The organism is Vreelandella venusta, from assembly GCF_007989605.1.
Taxonomy (GTDB): Bacteria; Pseudomonadota; Gammaproteobacteria; order Pseudomonadales; family Halomonadaceae; genus Vreelandella; species Vreelandella venusta.
Genome location: NZ_BJUL01000017.1, coordinates 30,242 through 47,856 on the forward strand (window position 1 = coordinate 30,242; position 17,615 = coordinate 47,856).

The following is a 17,615-nucleotide window of genomic DNA, read 5'->3' on the forward strand; positions in this document are numbered from 1 at the left end:
CTCTCTTTGAAGCAAGCCTTTAAACGCAAAAGCAAGGAGTGCCGTTATGCGTAACATTATCTATATTATTGGTCTAATCGTTGTTGTGCTGTTTATTCTATCGCTACTTGGACTGCGTTAAGCACACCGCGCCAATAGAAAAACGCCCGCAGCCCTTTTTTCAAGGGGCTGCGGGCGCTTTGTATTTACGCGCAGTCGGCAGCGCCCTGGCCAAACATATCAAACATTAGTTCCCGTCCCATCGACGTCAGTACGAAACGGTCGTAGTCGTTAAATTCAGCGGCACCACTCTCTTCGAGCACCTGTTGGCATGTTTTCCAACTAGGGCATTGCCCCTTCAAATGAGCTAGCTCACGCCGGGCAAGGCCACGCTGTGGCAAGGTAATGGTTTCGAGCACATGGCCGTTATCATAAAGCAGCTCGGCAACGCTAGAAAGGCAGTGACGTAGGCTACGCTGAACATGATAAGCGGCAGACGCTACGCTGGATGCGGGGTGTGACACCTCGGAAGGCATAAGTCGTTCTCCTGCAAATAGCCCCAAAATGGGCTTGTTGCAGCGCATTATAAAGCAATGCGAGTATTAGACCAAGGTCTATGATGGGTTGATGTCAAAGCCACCACCGACCTTTTTCTGACACATTTCTGTCATCTAGATAATTCAGCATGTAAGCCGCTAGGGGAAAAGCAAAAAGTATTAATTAAAATTGATGGCGTTATGGCTTTTTAGTTTTATGTAAGCGTCATTCTTTACAATTCATTACTTTTTAGTACGTAAAAAAAGCCAAATAGGCTCAAGTCTAAGCTTTAATGGCCGATAGTATTAAATATAAATCACATTCTTATGTATGAGCAGCGCCAGCGTGTTGGGCGTTATTTAAAAAAAGGGCAGTAACTTATGGCTTCCATTTCATCACTCGGTATTGGCTCAGGACTCGACCTCAACGGCTTGTTGGATCAATTGCAAGATGCTGAGCGAGGGAAGTTGAAGCCTATAGAGCGTCAACTGGAAACCCAGCAGACCAAGATTTCTGCTTATGGTCAGCTGCAAAGTGCGCTTTCCAAATTTCAAACTGCAGCCGCTGAGTTAAACGACAGTGCGCTGTATGAAAGCCTTTCCACGAATGTAGGAGGCGATGCTATTACTGCCACGGCAGACGGCGAAGCGCAGCCCGGTAGTTACAATGTCACCGTTAATACACTCGCTACTCGTGGCACGCTGGCTTCTGAAGGTGTTGCTGAACTGGACGCGTCGCTAACGACCGCTGAGCAAACGCTGACCTTCTCATTCGGTGATGGGTCCAGTAAAGAGGTCACCATCGGTGCGAATAGTAGTCTGGAAGATATTCGCGATGCGATTAACGCCAGTGAAGATTCAGGCGTTAACGCCACTATTGTGAACGACGGCACCAACTACCGGCTGGCGCTTAGTTCTAGCGAAACCGGTGCGGACGCCTCTATTACCGGCTTTAGCTTTTCAGGCACCGAACCCTTCGCTGCGGACACCGATAACACTCTGCAAGCAGGCACCGATGCCGCGTTAACGGTGAATGGTATTGCTATCACCAGTCCCACTAATCAGGTTGAAGGAGCGATTCAAGGCGTGACGCTTAATCTGCAAGAGGAAGGCGATAGCACCGTGGAAGTCGAGCAGAATACACGCGCTGTTCGTGAAGCAATTACGGGCTTTGTCGATGCCTATAACGAGCTTAAGGGCACCATCGGCGAGCTGACCAGTTACAATGCGGAAACCGGCGTGGCTGGCGAGCTCAACGGTGATAATACGGTGCGCACTGTGGAATCACGCATGCGCAGCATATTAAGTGGCGGTATCGAAGGTGAGTTCTCGGTGCTTAGTGATATTGGTATTTCGCTACAGCGGGACGGCACGCTTTCTATTGATGAAAGCGAACTGGATAACGCCATTGTCAATAACCAGGATGCGCTGTCGGTGTTCTTTGCTGGTGACGCCGACGAGGCAGGTATGGCTGGTCAGTTAAACCAAGGCCTAGACCAGTTGTTGGGCACTAACGGGGCTGTGAAAGGCGCTATTACCGGGGCGGAAAATCGCGTAGAGTCCCTAGTGGAGCGCTACACCCGCACAGAAAAAACCATTGAGCAGACCATTTCTCGTTACCGTACCCAGTTCGGCCAGTTAGATAGCATGATTGCCCAGATGAACCAAACTAGCAGCTATCTAACCCAGCAGTTTGATGCCCTCGACGCTCAGCTTGGGCGTAAATAACCGCTAAAGTAATTGGATGGTTGTTGAACGCCTACGCTAACGCCTGCTTCCTGCAGGCGTTTTTATTAGAAGTTTCTCATTTCTAGTAAAAAAGTATGAAAATCAGCGAAAGCGCGAAAAGGCGCTAAAGTTGTGCGCTTTTCTGCCGATAGCAGTGCTATTAAATAAACGGGCGTGTGCATGCGCGCCTGAGTCTTGTGGTTTAGCCTTTTGCACTGAGGAATACCCCCCGCATGGCGACGATAACCTCTCTTGGCGTTGGTTCTGGCCTTGATCTCACCGGTTTGCTTGATCAGCTTCAAGCGGCTGAGCGAGGCAAACTCGCGCCGATTACGCTTCAAAAGAAGCAGCAGCAGGCGAAAATTTCTGCCTTTGGCCAACTTCAAACGTCGCTGAACGCGTTTCAAGACGCGGTCGCCAAAATCAATGACCCCAAGCTCTACCAAAGCCTTTCAGCCAATGTGCGTGGCACTGGTGGTGGAGAAGCTATTAAAGCGACTGCCGCCGCTGATGCGCTGCCGGGCAGCTACCGGGTAGAGGTCAGCCAATTGGCCACCTCTGGCACGCTAGCTTCAAACCGCGTGGGAGAGCGGGACGCAGCCATGGATCTACAAGGGGCAACTGCGCTGCAGCTAACCTTTTGCGATGGCGAGAGCGTCGCTATCAACATTGCAGAAGGCAGTAGCCTTGCGGATATTCGTGATGCCATTAACGCTGATAAAGAATCTGGTGTTAACGCCACGATTATCAACGATGGCACGGGCTACCGGCTGGCACTGAGTTCTAAAACCACTGGCGCAGACGCTTCTATTGAAAGTTTTAGCTTTGTTGATGCTGATAGCGCTGTAGTGCCCGGCCCCTTTGCTGAAGATGCACTCACCAAGCGCCCTGGCGAAAACGCCGCGTTAACGGTAAACGGCATTGCGATTAGCAGTGCTGACAATAAAATCGAAGGCGCGATTCAGGGCGTAACGCTCAACCTTACGGATCTCAACATTGCCGAGGGCGAAACGGCTTCCAGCACCATTAATATTGAGCGCGACACGCTAAAGCAGCGCGAAGCGATTAATGGCTTTGTAAAAGCGTTTAATGACTTAAAAGGCACTATTGGCAAGCTCACTCGCTTTACCGGCGATAGCGAAACCGCTGGTGAGCTATTGGGCGATAACACCGTGCGCACCATCGAATCCCGGCTGCGCAGTGTATTAACCGGTGGGGTAGAAGGCGGTGAGTTGTCTACCCTTAACCAGCTAGGCATCACTCTGCAACGAGATGGTAAGCTAAAGGTCGATGAAGAGACGTTAGATGGCTTGATCGCTAATAATCCCCAGGCACTCAATGCCTTTTTTGCCGGTGAAAACGAGGGGGAGGGTATGGCGGGTAGACTAAACACCACTATCGAACAGGTGCTGGGCAACAACGGCGTGGTCAAGCTGGCGATTAGCGGCGCGGAAAACCGTGTAAAAAGCCTGGACGACCGTTTCGAGCGTATGGAAAAAACCATTGAAGGCACCATCTCTCGCTACCGCACCCAGTTCGGCCAACTGGATGCGATGATTGCCCAGATGAACAGCATGAGCAGTTACCTCACCCAGCAGTTCGACGCCCTGGATAGTCAGTTAGGCCGTAAGAAATAATCTTAACGCTGCTTTTCCATTGCGAGAGGCAACTTCAGCTCGCGACCTAAACGCTGTGACATTGTAGGAGGGCGCTTTAGCGCGCGATCTAATGCAGTGTCACTGTTGGGGAGTCGTTGTGGAAGTGAGTTTTAGCTTTGGTTCGACACTTTGACGATGATTCAGGCTTGAATGCTTGCGCTAACTAAGGGCGGCTACGCCGCCATCGCCCACTGGAAGTGGCCTCCTACAACAGAACAGTGGCAAGATATTTTGTAGGAGGGAGCTTTAGCTCGCGATCTCAGCTGCGAAGATAGTGAATCAACCTCAACTTCCCTAAAAGTGCTACTTCCCTCCCGCTTCAGTTACCAAACATTACATCTTTTTTTACTAACCGCCCTAAAGATTCCTCTCGCCGTGCCGTTAATTCTAATAACGGCGCACAAAGTGGCCGAATAGCAGGCCTTCCGGCCAGTGTTCATGCAAGGAGAATCACACCATGTCAGTGATCAATACCAACATTACCTCCATGATTGGCCAGTCCAACCTGTCCAAATCACAAAGTGCCCTGCAAACCTCTATGGAGCGTTTGAGCTCTGGTCTGCGTATCAATAGCGCTAAAGACGACGCAGCTGGCCAAGCCATCGCCAACCGCATGAGCAGCCAGATTACTGGTCTGTCTCAGGCGCAGCGTAACGCTAACGACGGTATTTCTGTTGCCCAGACTGCTGAAGGCGCACTGAACCAGGTGAACGACAACCTGCAGCGTGTTCGTGAGCTGACCGTTCAGGCGCAAAACGGTACCAACTCGCAGAAAGACCTTGACTCTATCCAAGCTGAAATTGGGCAGCGTATGGGTGAGATTAACCGAATCTCACAACAAACGGATTTTAACGGTGTTAAGGTACTGGCAAATGACCAAGCGCTCAATATTCAAGTGGGTGCAAATGATGGTGAACAGATCGCCGTTAACCTCAAAGAAATTACCTCAACTACTTTGGGCTTGAGCACTTACAGCGTATCCGGACCTGATGTTGCCGGTGGCTTCACAGATCAAACTGGCGGCACTACTGTAGCCATGCAAGCAGCGTATGGTGACACCACTTCGGTTAATGATACTAGCATCAATAACTTCTCCGCTGACCTTCAGACCTCTTTAGGATTAAGCGGTAACGGTAGTGTTACTATTGCTGACACTTCTGGAAATGCTAAAGTGGATAGTAACGGCAACTGGTATGCGGAGGTCAGCATCACTTTGACCAATGATGCTGCAGGCCAAGCTGCTTCCGAAAGCTTAGCCAATAAAGGGTTGGATGTTGCGGCTGATGGTGCTGCTAAAACATTCTACGTCGCTCTAGATCCGCAAGATGCTGATACTTCAACCGCTACCGCAGCATTTACTGTTGATGGAGCTAAACTGAGCGCTGCCAGCCTTCAAAATGGTAGCACTGCTGACCCGCTGAAGCAGCTAGATGATGCATTAAGCATGGTGGATACTCTTCGCTCCGACTTAGGTGCCGTCCAAAACCGCTTCGAATCCGCCATCACTAACTTGAATACCAATGAGACCAACCTCTCTGCGGCACGTTCGCGTATTGAAGATGCAGACTACGCGGTAGAAGTGGCTAACATGACTAAGTCACAGATTCTGCAGCAGGCCGGTACTTCTGTACTGGCACAGGCCAACCAGATTCCGCAGAACGTTCTTTCTCTGCTGGGTTAATCTGAGGCTTAGCTTTGATAGGGAGTTTTCTCTATCGCTAAGGTGCAAAATGAACCGGCTCCCTATGGGGGCCGGTTTTTTGTTGGGGGTAACATGACCAATGAAGAACAACAATACGTTATCGACGAGCTGCAAACCGTTATAGCGGACACTCAAGCCATGCTACAACGCTTTGAAGACACCGGCATGGATAAGGAGATGCCGGAGGATTATGAAAAGCTACTGGATATATTAGATGGCGCTGTGAAGCAGCAGCGCGAGCATACGCGAGCGATGTTGGGGTAGTTGATACCCGCCACTTGCAGAGGTTACGCCCCAGGTTCGTCATTCCCACATGCCCTTAGCGGGAATCCATGGGGAGGCAGGCAGCTGAGTTTTATCGGGCAAAGGTCAGAATGGATTCCCGATAACCCCACTCGGGAATGACGGTGCAGTGGGTTGCTCGGGAATGACGGTGCGGTGGGTTACTCGGGAGTGATGGTGTGATGGGTTGCTAGGGCATGGCGGTGTGTTGCATTCGCGAGTGATGTTGGCTAGCTGACACCCGCCACTCACAGAGGTTACGCCCTAGGTCCGTCATTCCCGCATGTCCTTAGCGGGAATCCATGATGAAGCAGGCAGCGGAGTATTATCGGGCAAAGGGCAAAATGGATTCCCGATAACCCCACTCGGGAATGACGGTGCAGTGGGTTGCTCGGGAATGACGGTGCGGTGGGTTGTTCGGGCATGGCGGTGTGTTGCATGCGCGAGCGATGTTGGGGTAGCTTCAAAAGGTGCTATAGACCAAGAGGGGCTTGTGGTGACGCGCTTATCTAGCATAATCCACTTGGTCGGTTAACTTTTGGCCGTGCTGGCAACAATAGGGTAAGGATAATAAACATAGTATGGATACGTATACGCTCACGCTAGTGGTGGCGATTGGTACGATGTGGGTTAGCCTGACCTGTGGCTTTGTTGCTATGTATTTAATTCTTAGCGGCGAGTTTAGGGGCGCTTCCCAGCCTGCTAATCGGCCGAGAAAGCTGTCGATGGGCGCTAAAACGCAAGCGGAAGATATCCCCACGCTGGCGAATGAGGGCAACACTTCTTGGGGCGTTCAAGTGTTGTTCGATACTCCCTCTCCTGGGCTAAATGAGCGCTTAAGCGTAGCGCTGGCATCTGCGGGAGCGGTGTATGAGCCTAGTACGAAATCTTTTACGGTGATGGGGGAGTCTTCACGTAACCCTATCGTTGTTGAAAACGCCTTTCCTCCTGGGCAGCTTCCTTCGTTTACTGATGATAATAGCCAGTACTTAATTAAGGGCGTCACTATTAAGGTGAATGAGAATAGTCGTTCCCTTTCACCCAGCAAACTCCAGCTTGTGCGGCTGGTTTCTCTTGCTAAATCATTGGCACGTTTAGGCGGTAAGGTGGTTGACGCCAATCAGCAGCCAATCAGCAAGGCAGGGTTTAAAGCCGTTATTTCTGGTAAGGCCAAAGTTTAGCTATCTGAGGCGCCATTGCTGCTCGCTTGCTCGTTCACTTTGCAATGGGGAGATTACCTCAGTTCTTAGATGACAGATAACAGCCAGTCACGATTTCGAAAAATTCGAATAAATTGTTTTCTGGGTGCATAATGGTATATATGACACCTGAGGAGATAAAAATGGGATCGTTGTCTAATTTGCTACCTAGCCAAGAAGAGGCTGCTCTGGCTAAGCTCTCCAGTCGTGAACTTGCGGCACATGTTGAAACGCGAGCTTCCACACAACATGTCGCTATTACTGATAAAGATGGGCATATTCATCAAGTTGAAGTCCCTGTGAGCGCTTTGCGCCTGTTGATCGATATTTTGACCGAGCTCGGTGATGGTAATACGGTAAAGCTAATTCCTGTTCATGCTGAAATGACAACTCAGGAGGCGGCAGATGTGCTCAACATGTCACGACCGACATTAATTAAAGTGCTGGATGAAGGAAGGATTCCTTATCATCGTGCTGGAAATCGGCGAAAACTCAAATACACCGATGTGATGGCTTATAAAACCAGCGTAGATCAAAAACGTTTGCAAGTACTTGAGGAGTTGTCGGAGCTCGATCAGTCGCTGGGTCTGGGGTATTGATGAGTTCTTACTACACTGTCGTATACGATGCATGTGTGCTTTATCCAGCCCCGCTAAGAAGTTTTTTGATTCACTTGGCCATGACGGATCTTTATCGAGCACGCTGGTCGCAACTAATCCATGACGAATGGATGCGCAATCTATTGGAGCAACGTAGCGATTTAACTTGGGCGCAGTTGGAGCGTGTTCGCGACTTGATGGATAAGCACACACGAGATGCGGTGGTATCAGGGTTTGAGCCATTGATTGATGGGTTATTGCTTCCCGATCCAGATGACCGTCATGTGCTTGCCTGTGCTATTCATAGTGGTGCAGAAGCTATCATTACGTTTAACTTAAAGGATTTTCCTGATCATGCTTTAGCACAATACGATATCAGGGCAATACATCCAGATGAATTCATTTCGGATATGTTGGCTTTAAGCCCAGGGCATGTTGTCCAAGCCGTTCAAAATCATCGTAAAAGCCTAAAAAAACCACCTTTTAGTATTAATGAATATCTAGACTTGCTGTTTAATCAAAGACTTCCCGAGTCAGTGAGTGAGTTAAGGCGCTTTGGGTCGCTGCTTTAGAGGGCGCGCGTCTCTCTTTTGATTTAGTGCTAGCTGGGCGATTACGCAGAGTGCTTCCTTTATCATCACGATAGCACCACCGGTTGCTCATAAATTCCAAAAAGAACTAAAAAATAGGTTTATTATTTCTTTTTTGCTGGTATCTTGGCCTCATTGCACTGGCCGATGTTCGACGAACGTCGCAACCAGTGCTCACATTTAAAGCAGGGCGCCTCGGTGCCACTGAGAGGGAGATATGATGACGAATGTGAGCCGTTGGAAAAAAGCCGTTGCCGTTCTTTCGCTTAGCGTTGTAAGTGGTGTGCTGTCTGCCGCTGCTTACGCGGATACGCTGCGTGTCGGCATGTCTGGGGGGTATTTCCCCTTTACATACGTTGAGCGTGATGAGCTTAAAGGCTTTGAAGTGGATGTCATGAACGCCGTGGGTGATGTGACTGGCGATGAGATTGAATTCGTGACAGCAAGCTTCTCTGGCTTGGCGGGCATGTTGGAATCGGGGCGCATTGATACCATTGCTAACCAAATTACCATCACCGATGAGCGCAAAGCGAAGTACGCCTTCACCGCACCGTATGTTTACGATGGTGCCCAGGTTGTTGTACGGGCAGGTAATGACACTATTCAGGGGGTTGAAGATTTATCCGGCAAAAGCGTCGCGGTCAATCTAGGCTCTAACTATGAGCAGTTGCTGCGTGAACAGCCTAATGCTGATGAGATCGATATCCGTACCTACGAATCCAACGTCGAGCAGGATGTGGCGCTTGGCCGTATCGATGCATTTGTGATGGATCGCGTTAGCGCTAGCCAAGTGATCAGCGAGCGCGGCTTGCCGCTTGCATTGGCCGGCCAGCCGTTCACCATCATAGAAAACGCGCTGCCGTTTCGTGATGATGAAGAGGGCCGTGCGCAGCGTGACCGCGTAGATGCCGCCCTGGAAGAGCTGCGTGAAAACGGTACATTAGGTGAAATATCGCAAAAATGGTTCGATACTGATATCACCCAGCCATAATCGCGGCGTTTACCTTTAGACGACCAGCAACTGATTGCGGCCGTGGCACTGCCACGGCCGTTTCGCTTATAGCGACGTTGCGAAACTGACCTTGGAATAACCATGCTGAATGTGGAGTATATGTGGGACCTGTTGCCGGTCCTACTGAGCTATTTACCGTTAACGCTGCAAATGGCGAGCATCGCCATGCTGTTGGCGCTGATCATTGCCTGCCTGTTGGCGGTCATCCGGGTGTCGCGAGTGCCGGTGTTGAACGGCGCGGCAATGCTGTTTATCTCGTTTTTTCGTGGAACGCCGCTGTTAGTACAGCTATTTTTGTTCTATTACGGCTTACCCCAGCTGATTAACGCGCTGATTTCCATCAACGGAGTGACGGCCGCAGTGCTGGGCTTAACGCTGCACTTTTCGGCCTACATGGCGGAATCCATTCGCGCGGCGATTGTCGGTATTGACCGCAGCCAGACCGAAGCAGCGCTGTCCATCGGTATGACCCAGTCTCAATTGATGCGGCGGATTATTCTGCCTCAAGCCACCCGCGTGGCAACGCCAACGCTGATGAACTACTTCATCGATATGATTAAAGCGACTTCCCTGGCGTTTACCCTGGGTGTCACCGAAATGATGGGCGCTACCCAAAAAGAAGCCTCGGGCAGCTTTCTCTACCTGGAAGCATTTCTGCTGGTGGCGATTATTTACTGGGTGGTGGTGGAAGTGCTTTCCTGGGGGCAGCGCCGTCTGGAAACGTATCTGAATAAGGCGTACCAGCGATGATCACCCTCGAATCTGTCAGTAAGCGTTTTGGCCAGCAGCCAGTATTTTCGGACGTTGATTTGCACCTGGAACAGGGTGAAATCATCGTCATTATTGGTCCCTCGGGTACCGGAAAATCAACCCTGCTGCGCTGTATTAACTTTCTAGAACGCCCAGAGGCGGGGCACATTACGGTAGGCGATTTAAGAGTCGATGCCCGGCGTGCTAGTCGTGCCGATATTCTGGCGCTACGCCGACGAACCGCTTTTGTATTTCAGAACTATGGATTGTTTGCCAACAAGACGGCGTTAGAAAATATCAGCGAAGGCATGATTGTCGTGGATAAGCTGCCTAAGGCTCAGGCACACGCTCGGGCAAGGGAGATTTTAGAGCGCATTGGCTTGGCCGATAAGGCGGATGCGTACCCAGCATCGCTTTCCGGTGGCCAGCAGCAGCGGGTAGGCATTGGGCGTGCGATGGCCGCGAATGCTGATGTGATTCTATTTGACGAGCCAACCTCATCGCTGGATCCGCAATGGGTGGAAGAGGTGCTGAGCTTAATGAAACAGCTCGCCGCCGAGCAGCAAACCATGATTGTGGTGACCCATGAAATGCAGTTCGCCAGAGACGTCGCCGACCGGGTGGTGTTTATGGATGAAGGGCAAATTGTCGAGCAAGGGTCGCCCGAAGCGCTGTTCACCAACCCTCAAGATGAGCGAACACGGCGTTTTCTGCGCAAAATTTTGGCGCCAACGGGGCAGGCATTGCCATAACGGATGAGTGGCGATCCGTGCGGGAAAAGCATTGACAAGCGCTGGCAAGCCCGCTTAACGCGTGATAGACTACGCCATCCTCTCAGACAAGACCCGTGGGCGGGCAGCTTTTGAACTGCTCGTTACACCATTTGGCAGCGTTTTAATTGCTTCCAAATCAATTGGTTATTGTGGAAAGATTCTGACGGAAATGTCGTGTCATGGTGAAAACCTAGTGGCGAAAGCCGACCGACAATCACATAGTTAATCCGTTGCCGTTTATTGGCAACCTTTATTCTCCAAGGAGATACCTGTGGCGAACAGCAAGCAAGCACGCAAGCGCGCCCGCCAGGCCGAGACTCGTCGCGTCCTGAAAGCCAGCCAGCGCAGCAAGGTCCGCACCTACATCAAGCGTGTGATCAAAGCGATCAGCACCGGCGATCATGGCAAAGCGATGGAAGAGTTCCGGGCAATGCAGCCGGTTGTCGACCGCATCGCTGATAAAGACGTTCTTTCTAAGAAGAAAGCTGCACGTCTGAAAAGCCGCTTGAACAAGCGCATTAAGGCTCTGGCGGCGTAAGCCGGCAGGCGCCATAAAAAAACCGGCTGCGGCCGGTTTTTTTGTGTCTATACGTCGCGTTGCCCGCGGCGACTTTGGGTCTCTTGTTTTAGTCGCTATGGATTGAGTGATGACCGCCAACACACCACCGCAAGCAAATATGTCGCCCCCGCGCCGCGGGTTGATGCGCTCTGGGTTAGTGGTCAGTGCCATGACCATGTTGTCGCGTGTGATGGGGTTGGTGCGCGATGTGGTGGTTGCCACCTTCTTGGGGGCAGGCAATGGCTCGGATGCGTTCTTCGTTGCGTTTAAAATTCCTAATTTTCTGCGTCGTTTGTTTGCCGAAGGGGCGTTTAACCAAGCCTTTGTGCCAGTGCTTTCAGAGTACTCAACCCAGCGCAGTAAGCAGGAAATTCGCGAGCTGCTGAACGCAGTAGCGGGCAGTCTGACCGCTATTTTGGCGCTAATAACCGCGTTGGCGATGCTGGGGGCCCCGTGGCTAGTGTGGGTGTTTGCCCCTGGCTTCGGGCGCGACCCCGAAAAGTTGGCCATGACAGCTGACATGTTGCGCCTGACGTTTCCCTATTTGCTGCTGATTTCGTTAACCGCTTTTTCGGGAAGCGTGCTGAATACCTGGAACCGCTTTGCGGTGCCCGCGTTCACCCCCGTGCTGCTGAATATTTCGCTGATTGGCGCGGCGCTACTGTTAATGCCGTTAATGGAAGAACCCGCCATGGCGCTGGCCTGGGGGGTGTTGATTGCGGGTGCTGCCCAGTTAGCATTTCAGGTGCCGTTTTTGCTGCGCCTTGGGTTGCTGCCGACCCCGTGGCCAAATTTTGCCCACGAAGGCGTAAAGCGCATCCTGAAGCTCATGGCTCCCGCGCTGTTTGGCGTATCGGTTTCGCAAATTAACTTGCTGCTGGATACGGTGCTGGCCTCGTTGTTAACGGCGGGCAGCGTGTCTTGGCTGTACTACTCAGATAGGTTGGTCGAACTTCCGCTTGGGGTCTTCGGTGTAGCGATTGGCACGATTATTCTGCCGGCACTTTCCAAGCGCCATGCGGAGCAGTCCACCGAACACTTTTCTGCGATGTTAGACTGGGCCATTCGCGTCGTGCTACTGCTGGGGGTACCGGCCGCGCTGGCACTGGCCGTGCTGGCAGAACCGTTTTTGATTACCTTGTTCTACTACGGGGCAATGACCGATACCGATATTCAAATGGCCGCCATGAGCCTACGCGCTTACGCCTTTGGATTGGTGGCGTTTATGCTGATCAAGGTGTTGGCACCGGGGTTCTTTGCCCGCCAGGATACTAAAACACCGGTCAAAGTGGGCATTATCGCCATGGTGGCTAACATGGTGTTTAACCTGCTGTTAATTTGGCCGCTTGCTCACGCAGGCTTGGCATTGGCGACCGCGCTGTCGGCGTTTTTAAATGCTGGACTGCTAGGGTATCTGCTCTACCGCCAGAAGGTGTTGGTCTTTCAGCCGGGCTGGGGGCGCTACGCAGTACAGTTGGTGGGCGGTAGCGCGTTGATGAGTATTGCGCTTTATCTGGCTGCCCCCGACTGGCAGGAGTGGCTTGATTTTGCACTGTGGCAGCGCATTCGCTGGGTAGCGGGACTCGTGGTATTGGGTGGTGGGCTTTATTTTGCCTGGCTGGCCGCGTTTGGCCTACGGCTGCGTCATTTTAAGATGAATAGCTGATGCGCAAACAAGCAGTGTTAAGGTGGTAAAGAAGGTGATAACCGGGTGAACGTAATCTTCCCCTGCAGCTGATCAGCGCGTTGGTTATAATCAAACGCTTTTAGACGGCAAACGCTTTTTAAAAAGGCTTTAAAAAAGAGGTGCCATGCACGTCATTCGAGGTCTGCACAATCTGACAGCGGCTCATCGGGGCTGCGTTGCCACTATCGGTAATTTTGATGGTGTGCATCGCGGCCATCAGGCGATCCTGCAGCAGTGCCGTGAGCATGCGGCGCGCTTGAAGGTGCCGCTGACCGTGGTGGTGTTTGAGCCTCAGCCGCGGGAGTTTTTTGCCGGTGATCAAGCACCGCCGCGGCTTACCCGCCTGCGTGAAAAAGTTCGCTTGCTACGAGACCATGGTGCCGAACAGGTACTGTGCCTGCCTTTCAACGATGCCTTGCGCAGCCTGACTGGGCGCGAGTTTATCGATCAAGTGCTCATTGAGGGCTTGGGAGTGCAGCATCTGGTGGTGGGCGACGACTTCCGCTTTGGTTGCGACCGCCGTGGTGACTTCACCTTGCTTGAAACTGTTGGGCAGGTAGAAGGGTTTGGCGTTGAACACACACGCACCTTTAAAGTTGATGACGAGCGGGTATCCAGTTCGCGCGTGCGTACCTTGCTGGCCAGCGGTAACTTTGAGGTCGCTGCACGCCTGCTTGGCAGGTCGTATTCGCTGCATGGCCGTGTGGTACGCGACCAGCAGCTAGGGCGCACCATTGGTGTGCCCACTGCTAACCTGCCGCTGTTGCCTCAGCCATTAACGCTGCGCGGCGTGTTTGCTGTGGTGGCCGAGCTGGCTAATGGTCAGCGCTATCCCGCCGTGGCGAATGTTGGTTTTCGGCCAACGGTGGGATCTAAACGCCCCACGCTGGAAGTTCATCTGTTGGATTTTTCAGGCGACCTCTATGGTCAGCGGCTGACGGTTTACCCCTGCGCGCGTTTGCGCGGGGAAGTGAAGTTTGACGACTTTGATGCGCTAAAAACGCAAATTGAACACGATCAAGCCAGAGCGCGCCGCTACTTTGCAGCAGCGGGTGCTGGCTGCATGAATTCTCTTCCGCTGGCCTCGGCCCCGCTTGGGCGTGAGACCGCTTCTTCTGATTTCTCTTCGGCGGATAACGCCGCCGATGCTAACGACGGCTGACCGGACTATGGATTATAAGCACACGCTAAACTTGCCAGAAACCGACTTTCCTATGCGCGGCATGCTGCCGAAGCAGGAGCCAGGGCGCGTTTCTAAATGGCAGGATATGAACCTATACCAGCGCCTGCGCGATGCCCGTGCGGGTGCGCCGCTGTTTGTTCTGCACGATGGCCCTCCCTACGCCAACGGCAGTATCCATATTGGTCACGCTCTCAATAAAATCCTTAAAGACATTATTGTTAAGTCGAAGAATCTGGCAGGCTTTGATGCCCCTTACGTGCCGGGCTGGGATTGCCACGGTCTGCCTATTGAGCACAAAGTAGAAACCACCCACGGCAAACATTTGGCCGCGGATAAAGCTCGCGAGCTGTGCCGTGAATATGCCGGTGCGCAGATTGAAACGCAGCTCGCTGACTTCGTTCGCCTGGGCGTCATCGGTGACTGGGACCACCCCTATCGCACGATGGATTACGCTAATGAAGCAGGCGAAATCCGTGCTTTGGCGGCGATGGTAGATGCAGGCTATGTGTTCAAAGGCCTAAAACCAGTTAACTGGTGCTTTGATTGTGGCTCGGCCTTGGCTGAGGCGGAAGTTGAGTATGCCGATAAAAAATCCGATGCTATCGACGTCGCTTTCCCGGTAGAAGATGCCGACAAGCTAGCGGCGGCCTTTGGCCTAAGCGAATTGCCCAAGCCGGCGGCGGTGGTGATCTGGACCACCACGCCTTGGACAATCCCCGCTAACCAAGCGCTGAACGTTCACCCTGAGTTTACCTATGCGCTTGTGGATACCGGCGAACGCCTGCTACTGCTCGCAGAAGAGCTGGTAGAAAGTTGTTTGGAGCGCTTTGAGCTGACGGGCAGCGTAATTGCTACCGCACAAGGTGCCGCGCTGGATCTGATCAATTTCCGTCATCCGTTCTATGACCGCCTCTCGCCGGTTTACCTAGCAGATTACGTTGAGTCTGAAGTGGGCAGCACGGGCATCGTTCACTCAGCGCCTTCTTACGGTATGGATGACTTCATCACCTGCCGTGAGCATGACATGAGCTTTGATGACATGCTTAACCCGGTGCAGGGGAACGGTGTCTATGCTGATGATCTGCCGTTCTTCGGCGGCCAGATGATCTGGAAGGCCAACCCGCATATCGTTGAGAAGTTGCGCGAGGTTAATGCGCTAATGGCGCACACGCCTATCAAACACAGCTATATGCACTGCTGGCGCCATAAGTCCCCGGTGATTTATCGTGCCACCGCCCAGTGGTTTGTGGGCATGGATATCAAAGGTAAAGACGGCAAAACGCTGCGCGAGCGGGCGTTGGAAGGCATCGAAGCCACCGAATTTACCCCCGCGTGGGGCAAGGCGCGTCTGCATAGCATGATCGCTAATCGCCCGGACTGGTGTATCTCTCGCCAGCGTAACTGGGGCGTGCCGATTCCGTTCTTCTTGCATAAGCAAACCGGCGAACTGCATCCCAAGACGGTTGAGTTGATGGGAGAGGCGGCTAAGCGCGTCGAGCAAGAGGGTATCGAAGCGTGGTTTAAACTCGATCCCGCTGAGCTGCTCGGTGCCGAAGCTGCTGAGTACGACAAAGTCACCGATACATTGGATGTCTGGTTTGACTCCGGCTCCACGCATCGTCATGTGCTGCGTGGCTCGCATCCTCATGGTCATGAAAGCGGCCCGCGTGCTGATTTGTACCTGGAAGGCTCGGACCAGCACCGTGGCTGGTTCCATTCGTCGCTACTGACCGGTTCGGCGATTGATGGTCATGCGCCCTATCGTCAACTGCTAACCCATGGCTTTACCGTCGATTCACAGGGCCGTAAGCAGTCCAAATCGCTGGGGAATGTGGTCGCGCCGCAAAGTGTGATGGATAAGTTGGGCGCTGATATTTTGCGTCTATGGGTCGCGTCTACCGACTACTCCGGTGAAATGGCGGTGTCCGACGAAATCTTGAAGCGTACCGCCGATGTGTATCGTCGTATCCGCAACACTGCACGCTTTTTGCTTTCTAACTTGAATGGTTTTGATCCGGCTAACGACCAGGTGGCCTTTGGCGATATGCTGGCACTGGATCAGTGGGTGGTTGACCGTGCGGCACAGCTGCAGGGGCGTATCGAAAAAGCCTATGAAGAGTACCGCTTCCTTGATGTGTATCAGCAGGTACACGGTTTCTGCGCGCGGGAATTAGGTGGCTTCTATCTGGATGTCATTAAAGATCGCCAGTACACCACCCAAACGGATTCACTTGCCCGCCGTAGCGCACAAACCGCGCTTTATCATGTGGTTGAAGCGCTGAGCCGTTGGATTGCACCGATCTTGTCGTTTACCGCTGAGGAGATCTACGAGCATATTCCTGGCCAGCGTGGCGACAGCGTACTGCTGGAAACTTACTACACCGGGCTTAGCACCTTAGATGACGGCGCTGAGCTGGGCCGTGCCTTCTGGGAGCAAGTGCTGGAAGTGAAGCACTCGGTGAATAAGTGCTTGGAAGACGCCCGTAATGCCAAAGTCATCAAGGGCAGCTTGGCGGCGGAAGTTACGCTGTACGTGAGCGACGAACTGAACGCTACGCTGTCCAAATTGGGCGACGAGCTGCGCTTCGTGATGCTTACCAGTGAAGTCCATCTAGCACCGCTAGCGGATGCCGCCAACGCAGAAAGCACCGAGCTTGAAGGCTTGAAAGTGGCGGTTAGCGGAAGCGAGCACCAGAAGTGCGAGCGCTGCTGGCACCATCGTGCCGATGTAGGCACCCATGCTGAGCATGCCGACCTGTGTGGTCGCTGTATCAGTAACCTTCCAGAGGGCAGCGGCGAGATTCGTTACTATGCCTAACACTGCGTCAACCACCAACGATCCACACCAGCGGCCGCCAATGCGGCGGCCGCTGCGCTGGCTGTGGCTAGCGGTGGCGATCATCGTGTTAGATTTGCTGACCAAATACACCGCCAGCCATTTGTTGAATTATGCCCAGCCCATTGAGGTGCTGCCGTTTTTCAACCTAACGCTGCTGCACAATACTGGCGCTGCGTTCAGCTTTCTAGCGGACCATCCCGGCTGGCAGCGCTGGTTTTTTGCGCTGATTGCCATTGGAGCCAGCATTGGCTTAACCGTTTGGCTCTCCCGCGTTAAGGCGGATGAAAAGCTGCTGGCCGTGGCGTTGCCGCTGATTATTGGCGGTGCCCTGGGTAATCTGTATGACCGTTTAGTACATGGCTATGTGGTGGACTTTTTATCGTTCCATGCCGCTGGTTGGTACTATCCCGCCTTTAATGTGGCGGATATCGGCATTACGCTGGGGGCGGTGGGGTTAATTTGGGAGTCGATAATGGGTGATCGACGTCGTAAGAAAGCCGCGCTACAGCAGCGTGATTGAAAGCCATAGAGTGACGAGT

At 52.6% G+C, this 17,615-nt stretch carries 16 protein-coding genes; 15 read left to right on the plus strand and 1 reads right to left on the minus strand.

Annotation, left to right across the window (positions count from 1 at the left end):
• Positions 1-185: 185 nt before the first annotated feature.
• On the minus strand, positions 186-515 hold the full coding sequence (locus HVE01_RS15890; protein WP_125751695.1) for a hypothetical protein: 330 nt from the start codon (positions 513-515) through the stop codon (positions 186-188).
• Positions 516-896: 381 nt separating this feature from the next.
• On the opposite strand from HVE01_RS15890, the gene fliD (HVE01_RS15895) reads away from it, so the two are divergent.
• The 15 genes from fliD (HVE01_RS15895) (at position 897) to lspA (ending at position 17,596) form a co-directional block, all read left to right on the plus strand.
• On the plus strand, positions 897-2,243 hold the full coding sequence (gene fliD, locus HVE01_RS15895) for a flagellar filament capping protein FliD (protein WP_146945078.1): 1,347 nt from the start codon (positions 897-899) through the stop codon (positions 2,241-2,243).
• 233 nt (positions 2,244-2,476) lie between these two features.
• Positions 2,477-3,880, plus strand: a complete 1,404-nt coding sequence (gene fliD / locus HVE01_RS15900; protein WP_146945079.1) for a flagellar filament capping protein FliD — start codon at positions 2,477-2,479, stop codon at positions 3,878-3,880.
• A 478-nt stretch (positions 3,881-4,358) separates the two neighbouring features.
• Positions 4,359-5,582 (plus strand): FliC/FljB family flagellin, encoded by a 1,224-nt coding sequence (locus tag HVE01_RS15905; protein WP_146945080.1) that lies wholly within the window; start codon positions 4,359-4,361, stop codon positions 5,580-5,582.
• A gap of 93 nt (positions 5,583-5,675) precedes the next feature.
• Entirely contained in the window at positions 5,676-5,867 is a 192-nt protein-coding gene (locus HVE01_RS15910) for a hypothetical protein (RefSeq protein WP_146945081.1), read from the plus strand.
• Positions 5,868-6,466: 599 nt separating this feature from the next.
• Entirely contained in the window at positions 6,467-7,066 is a 600-nt protein-coding gene (locus HVE01_RS15915; RefSeq protein ID WP_146945082.1) for a hypothetical protein, read from the plus strand.
• Between the two features lie 161 nt (positions 7,067-7,227).
• A complete protein-coding gene (locus HVE01_RS15920) occupies positions 7,228-7,683 on the plus strand; it encodes a helix-turn-helix domain-containing protein (protein WP_095603744.1) in 456 nt (151 codons plus the stop codon).
• Positions 7,683-8,255: a PIN domain-containing protein gene (locus HVE01_RS15925; RefSeq protein ID WP_146945083.1), complete on the plus strand. Its 573-nt coding sequence runs from the start codon at positions 7,683-7,685 to the stop codon at positions 8,253-8,255. Before HVE01_RS15920 ends, HVE01_RS15925 begins: the two co-directional genes overlap by 1 nt.
• Before the next feature lie 238 nt (positions 8,256-8,493).
• Positions 8,494-9,264 (plus strand): amino acid ABC transporter substrate-binding protein, encoded by a 771-nt coding sequence (locus tag HVE01_RS15930; RefSeq protein ID WP_146945084.1) that lies wholly within the window; start codon positions 8,494-8,496, stop codon positions 9,262-9,264.
• Between the two features lie 102 nt (positions 9,265-9,366).
• The gene (locus HVE01_RS15935; RefSeq protein ID WP_125751677.1) at positions 9,367-10,035 is read left to right on the plus strand and encodes an amino acid ABC transporter permease; all 669 of its coding nucleotides are present in this window, start codon (positions 9,367-9,369) and stop codon (positions 10,033-10,035) included.
• Positions 10,032-10,787, plus strand: coding sequence for an amino acid ABC transporter ATP-binding protein (locus HVE01_RS15940; RefSeq protein ID WP_146945085.1), 756 nt, complete (start codon positions 10,032-10,034; stop codon positions 10,785-10,787). Before HVE01_RS15935 ends, HVE01_RS15940 begins: the two co-directional genes overlap by 4 nt.
• A gap of 292 nt (positions 10,788-11,079) precedes the next feature.
• A complete protein-coding gene (gene rpsT, locus HVE01_RS15945) occupies positions 11,080-11,346 on the plus strand; it encodes a 30S ribosomal protein S20 (protein ID WP_125751671.1) in 267 nt (88 codons plus the stop codon).
• 109 nt (positions 11,347-11,455) lie between these two features.
• A complete protein-coding gene (gene murJ, locus HVE01_RS15950; protein ID WP_146945086.1) occupies positions 11,456-13,033 on the plus strand; it encodes a murein biosynthesis integral membrane protein MurJ in 1,578 nt (525 codons plus the stop codon).
• Positions 13,034-13,178: 145 nt separating this feature from the next.
• Complete coding sequence (gene ribF, locus HVE01_RS15955; protein WP_125751665.1) at positions 13,179-14,216, plus strand: bifunctional riboflavin kinase/FAD synthetase; 1,038 nt, start codon at positions 13,179-13,181, stop codon at positions 14,214-14,216.
• A gap of 7 nt (positions 14,217-14,223) precedes the next feature.
• Positions 14,224-17,055, plus strand: coding sequence for an isoleucine--tRNA ligase (gene ileS, locus HVE01_RS15960; RefSeq protein WP_171880218.1), 2,832 nt, complete (start codon positions 14,224-14,226; stop codon positions 17,053-17,055).
• Positions 17,048-17,596, plus strand: a complete 549-nt coding sequence (lspA, locus tag HVE01_RS15965; RefSeq protein WP_146945087.1) for a signal peptidase II — start codon at positions 17,048-17,050, stop codon at positions 17,594-17,596. Before ileS ends, lspA begins: the two co-directional genes overlap by 8 nt.
• The last annotated feature ends 19 nt before the right edge of the window (positions 17,597-17,615 follow it).

What these genes read in the sequence shown, in the direction of transcription:
- HVE01_RS15890 (WP_125751695.1), bottom strand. Translation starts at nt 515, where the DNA reads ATGCCTTCCGAGGTGTCACACCCCGCATCCAGCGTAGCGTCTGCCGCT.
- fliD (WP_146945078.1), top strand. Translation starts at nt 897, where the DNA reads ATGGCTTCCATTTCATCACTCGGTATTGGCTCAGGACTCGACCTCAAC.
- fliD (WP_146945079.1), top strand. Translation starts at nt 2,477, where the DNA reads ATGGCGACGATAACCTCTCTTGGCGTTGGTTCTGGCCTTGATCTCACC.
- HVE01_RS15905 (WP_146945080.1), top strand. Translation starts at nt 4,359, where the DNA reads ATGTCAGTGATCAATACCAACATTACCTCCATGATTGGCCAGTCCAAC.
- HVE01_RS15910 (WP_146945081.1), top strand. Translation starts at nt 5,676, where the DNA reads ATGACCAATGAAGAACAACAATACGTTATCGACGAGCTGCAAACCGTT.
- HVE01_RS15915 (WP_146945082.1), top strand. Translation starts at nt 6,467, where the DNA reads ATGGATACGTATACGCTCACGCTAGTGGTGGCGATTGGTACGATGTGG.
- HVE01_RS15920 (WP_095603744.1), top strand. Translation starts at nt 7,228, where the DNA reads ATGGGATCGTTGTCTAATTTGCTACCTAGCCAAGAAGAGGCTGCTCTG.
- HVE01_RS15925 (WP_146945083.1), top strand. Translation starts at nt 7,683, where the DNA reads ATGAGTTCTTACTACACTGTCGTATACGATGCATGTGTGCTTTATCCA.
- HVE01_RS15930 (WP_146945084.1), top strand. Translation starts at nt 8,494, where the DNA reads ATGACGAATGTGAGCCGTTGGAAAAAAGCCGTTGCCGTTCTTTCGCTT.
- HVE01_RS15935 (WP_125751677.1), top strand. Translation starts at nt 9,367, where the DNA reads ATGCTGAATGTGGAGTATATGTGGGACCTGTTGCCGGTCCTACTGAGC.
- HVE01_RS15940 (WP_146945085.1), top strand. Translation starts at nt 10,032, where the DNA reads ATGATCACCCTCGAATCTGTCAGTAAGCGTTTTGGCCAGCAGCCAGTA.
- murJ (WP_146945086.1), top strand. Translation starts at nt 11,456, where the DNA reads ATGACCGCCAACACACCACCGCAAGCAAATATGTCGCCCCCGCGCCGC.
- ribF (WP_125751665.1), top strand. Translation starts at nt 13,179, where the DNA reads ATGCACGTCATTCGAGGTCTGCACAATCTGACAGCGGCTCATCGGGGC.
- ileS (WP_171880218.1), top strand. Translation starts at nt 14,224, where the DNA reads ATGGATTATAAGCACACGCTAAACTTGCCAGAAACCGACTTTCCTATG.
- lspA (WP_146945087.1), top strand. Translation starts at nt 17,048, where the DNA reads ATGCCTAACACTGCGTCAACCACCAACGATCCACACCAGCGGCCGCCA.